General features: G+C 46.9%; 5 protein-coding genes. 1 reads left to right on the top strand and 4 read right to left on the bottom strand.

Annotated features, from left to right (window positions below):
* Nucleotides 1–832 precede the first annotated feature (832 nt).
* Together K2184_RS28850 and K2184_RS28845 are read right to left on the bottom strand one after the other, a co-directional pair.
* Nucleotides 833–1,255 carry a helix-turn-helix domain-containing protein gene (locus tag K2184_RS28850; RefSeq protein ID WP_080922785.1) on the bottom strand — a complete coding sequence of 141 codons (423 nt, stop codon included), beginning with the start codon at nucleotides 1,253–1,255 and terminating at the stop codon, nucleotides 833–835.
* Nucleotides 1,255–1,446, bottom strand: a complete 192-nt coding sequence (locus K2184_RS28845) for a Rop family plasmid primer RNA-binding protein (RefSeq protein WP_080922787.1) — start codon at nucleotides 1,444–1,446, stop codon at nucleotides 1,255–1,257. The genes K2184_RS28850 and K2184_RS28845 overlap by 1 nt, the downstream gene beginning before the upstream one ends.
* 416 nt (nucleotides 1,447–1,862) lie before the next feature.
* Between K2184_RS28845 and K2184_RS28840 the strand changes: the two genes are divergently transcribed.
* A complete protein-coding gene (locus tag K2184_RS28840) occupies nucleotides 1,863–1,976 on the top strand; it encodes a replication initiation protein (RefSeq protein WP_071996524.1) in 114 nt (37 codons plus the stop codon).
* A 192-nt stretch (nucleotides 1,977–2,168) separates the two neighbouring features.
* On the opposite strand, the gene K2184_RS28835 is transcribed toward K2184_RS28840, so the two are convergent.
* Both K2184_RS28835 and K2184_RS28830 read right to left on the bottom strand, forming a co-directional pair.
* The gene (locus K2184_RS28835; RefSeq protein WP_094334151.1) at nucleotides 2,169–2,699 is read right to left on the bottom strand and encodes a GNAT family N-acetyltransferase; all 531 of its coding nucleotides are present in this window, start codon (nucleotides 2,697–2,699) and stop codon (nucleotides 2,169–2,171) included.
* Nucleotides 2,690–2,974: a DUF1778 domain-containing protein gene (locus K2184_RS28830; protein WP_044316655.1), complete on the bottom strand. Its 285-nt coding sequence runs from the start codon at nucleotides 2,972–2,974 to the stop codon at nucleotides 2,690–2,692. Before K2184_RS28830 ends, K2184_RS28835 begins: the two co-directional genes overlap by 10 nt.
* Nucleotides 2,975–3,551: the final 577 nt, after the last annotated feature.

The following is a 3,551-nucleotide window of genomic DNA, read 5'->3' as shown; positions in this document are numbered from 1 at the left end:
CGAGGGACGCAGCTATCGCTGGATCGCACGCGAGCTCGGTATCAGCAAGAATACCGTCGCTGACATCGTGCAACGACACAGAGCTAACGCTTAGGGTGTCATTTCGCCCTCAGCCGGAACCGACCCCTCAAACGCTCCAGAAACGATTCTGGGGCGTAACCCATTAAATCCTACGTCTTACCCCCTGAAAACGCCTCAAAATCGCGCTGATGGGTTTTACGGGTATGAATTGTTATGCACCAGACTGGCTGGAGGCAGATTTCATCCTGAATTCACGCCAGACAACTCAAAACCCGCACCAAACCCGACTGAAAACGGTGAACGGGGACGCAATTTATTGCGTGGCCGTGAAGCGTTGCCGGCGCAGCCGGAAAACCGGTTTTCAGCACGTTCAGGAATCGAGTTCGTCGACGCCCGGCAATCACGCTATGGCAAGTCGCCGGACGACTCACCACACGATTCACCGGCGACTCTTCACTAGAGTCGTACCTAGAGTCGCCGAGTCTAAAAAAAACCAACCGGGGAGTCGGGTCTAGAGTCGGGTCGTTATTAACTCATTGTTTTTATAGTCCTGAGTCGTTACCGACTCTATGGCGACTCGCCGGGGACTCTATGACGACTCGTCATAGAGTCGGATCTATGTAAATGAAATTTAAAAAACGAAATATCAGGAAAATAAACTACTGATATTAAATACAAATCTGCAAAAATTTAATTTTGCGTAGTGTGTGGGTATTTTTAGTGGTGAGGAGCGTTCAGAGATCTGACGATTTTTGGGAAGGTTCAGGAACTCCACGGGATGGCCGGAAAGGAAAACTGAAGCATGACGGGGTCAGGATTTTTTCCAGAATTTCCACCACGGAGAATGAACTTGTGGAGAGGGTTCGTGCTTGTGTTCCAGAAGCTGCATAGCCTGGCGAAGAGAATCGATATGTTCATCACGAGCTTTAACAGCCCCTTTAAGACCATCGTTTTCAGCTTCAAGCAAAGCAATTTTATGCTGTAAATCATGTAAACCAAGGATGTTAACCGCTGTAGCGCCTGCGTCACCGTTTACATCATGTTTTACAGTGTCTTCCCCACCATACAGCGAGCCAAAAATCCTAATAAGCTCTGATGTATCAATAACTTTAGTGTTTTTCCCATGCTTTACAACAGAGGTGTAACTTAGTTTCCCACTGTTAATCATCTTGTAAATTGTGGGGCGACTAACCTTAACAAGCCGTGCCGCTTCACTAATAGACACTCTGGCCATCAGTTACCATCCTGTAATTCATCCAGTCTCGAGGACAGTGTACGGAAAAGATGCTCCGCATCATCGTGGAGTTTCTCACAAAGGTCGGCCTCGATATCGAGATCAAACTCGTTAAGCTTCTCCAGCAGAAGCAGAGACTGATTCTGGATGAATTTAGCCATATTCAGCGCTGTTTTCTGTTGTTTAGTCATAAAGGGCCTCAGAGCGTCAGTGCTCAGTGTCAAACCAGTCTCTTTTCCGCTTCCTCGCTCACTCAGTCGCTATGCTCCTGCCGTTCGACTGCGGCGAGCGGTCGCAACTCACGTATAAGGGCATGAGACGAGAGCGCGGATAGCCAGAGAGGACAAGGAGAAGGCCGCGGCGTTGCCGTTTTTCCATAGGCTCCGCCCCCCTGACAAGCATTACAGAAACAAACGCTCAAATCAGTGGTGGCGAAACCCGACAGGACTATAAAGATACCTATCATTTCTGATAGGTGGCTCCCTCGTGCGCTCTCCTGTTCCTGCCATTCGGTTTACCCGTGTCATTCCGCTGTTATGGCCGCGTTTTTCTCATTCCACGCCTGACACTCAGTTCCGGGTAGGCAGTTCGCTCCAAGCTGGACTGTATGCACGAACCCCCCGTTCAGTCCGACTACTGCGCCTTATCCGGTAACTATCGTCTTGAGTCCAACCCGAATAGGCACGACAAAGCGCCACTGGCAGCAGCCACTGGTAACTGATTAGAGGAGTTAGTCTTGAAGTTATGCGCCGGTTAAGGCTAAACTGAAAGGACTGATTTGGTGACTAGCTCCTCTTTAGCCAGTTACCTTGGTTTAGTGAACTTGCCGGTTCACCAACCTTAAAAAAGCCACCTTGCCGGGTGGTTTTTTTTTTACTTTCACATATATCTCATAGATATATGTGAAAGTACTCTAGCATTTATCGCCAAAGATAAGATCATCAAACTGATTAGCTGGGTAGAAAAATGTTTTATTATCATCAGCCATTGATGATGGAATGAATCCCATTCTTGTGTAAAAAGATGAAGCTCCAGGATGCGCCTCAACAAACATGGCATAGATACCAATCTGTCCAGCAGTAGCCCTCACTTTATGGATAGCATCGACAATTAGTAACTCACCAAAACCTTTTCGCTGAATTCGTTGATCGATAGCAAGACGACCTAACAGCACTGCCGGCATGTTCGAGTAAGGAATTTTCTTCCTCAGGCGGTTACTCAAATGCCCTCGTTCGAACGATGCACCGCTCAGCGTGTAGTACCCCATAATTTCTGGAATTTCATCATCAGAAAGCAGAACGTAGCCCTTTAATAGGCTACGCCCCTGCATTTTGTGGAGATCGGTTTTCAAAAACTCATCTAAATGTGTGACTCCACAGCTAAAGTTCGCCATGCTGTACTCAGCACACAAGTCAAAAGGTTGAAAACCAGGGATTAATCGCAAATCCAACTCTCCTCAGAGTTATAACGCTCAAACGCTTTACACATACTTTGTGTTGGTGCTGGAGGGCGTTCAAGGGCAGCCATGACTTGCTCCCAAACATCCTCTTCAACGATCAAGCGGCGATGTTCATTAATAACTGTTTCAGCTCTAAAAGTCGCAGACTCCATTACAAATTGAGATACGGACACTTTAGAAATAACAGCAGCTTCTTCAATACGGCGCTTCGCAGCTTCGGGCAGACGAAACTCGAACCGCTCCTTTCTTACTGCGTTCATAACAACTCCTGAGCTAATGCTCACAGTGGTTTATACCACATGACGATATGCACGGTACGGTAATTTACCGTACAGGTAATTTGAGGTGATTTTGATCTGAGAAACTATGCCAGTCAAGCTAATGAAGGGTGAGGGTAGTATTTTTTGAGAAAAAAACTTAAACTTCGGAAAAATAACCTTAAAAAACAACAACTTAACCATGGCAATGACACTTAGGAGGCGTTGGTGGTTCTTAAGAACCACCAACGCCTCCTAAGTGTCATTGCCAGTTTATTTTATCATTTTTTTGCATGTAAATCTACCGCTATTTTGAACGAATGTATGGGCCAAATCACACAGCATTCAGGGGATGTGCATTACGGTATTTTGCGCCCCATAAATCCACCCACGCACTCCAAAACAAGTCACTGATCCAGATTTACCATAACGTCTCATTACGCGCACCGCTCAAAGGGGTCGGTTCCGGCTGAGGGCGAAATGACACCCTAAGCTTTCGGTTCCTTGGGCCAAAGATATTCGCCAGTCAGTAGAATGTGCGCCCAGCCCAATGGGGATATGTGGGGAAGAAATTCAGGGG

Origin of the sequence: Klebsiella sp. K5-306, from assembly GCF_051835185.1 — a bacterium.
Classification (GTDB): Bacteria; Pseudomonadota; Gammaproteobacteria; order Enterobacterales; family Enterobacteriaceae; genus Klebsiella; species Klebsiella oxytoca.
This window is presented reverse-complemented; position numbering and strand designations above follow the sequence as displayed.